General features: G+C 61.1%; 1 pseudogene. It reads right to left on the minus strand.

From position 1 onward, the window contains the following. Positions 1-445, minus strand: a pseudogene (locus AC0L23_RS40055) (alpha/beta hydrolase); the annotation flags it as partial.

The raw sequence follows: 445 nt of genomic DNA on the forward strand, positions 1-445 counted from the left end.
GTCGATGACGGCCTTGGCAAAGGCTTGCGGTGCTTCCTGCGGCAGATTGTGGCCGATGCCCCCAGTGATCAGGCGATAGTCGTACCGGCCCGAGAATTTCTTGGCATAGGCGCTTGGATCGGGATGTGGCGCGCCGTTGGCATCGCCTTCCATCGTGATCGCCGGGACGCTGATGACGGGAGCTGCGGCAAGCTTCTTTTCGAGCTCCTCGTACTTCGCCTCGCCCTGGGCGAGTCCGAGCCGCCAGCGGTAATTGTGGATGGTGATCGCGACGTGATCCTTGTTGTCCAGCGCCGCCGCGCTGCGCTCGAAAGTGGCGTCGTCGAACTTCCACTGCGGCGAAGCGAGCTTCCAGATCAGTTTTGCAAAATCATGCGTGTACTTCTCGTATCCGGCGCGGCCGCGCTCGGTCGCGAAATAAAACTGGTACCACCATTGCAGCTCG

The sequence above is a fragment of the Bradyrhizobium sp. MI1.4 genome (assembly GCF_055811315.1).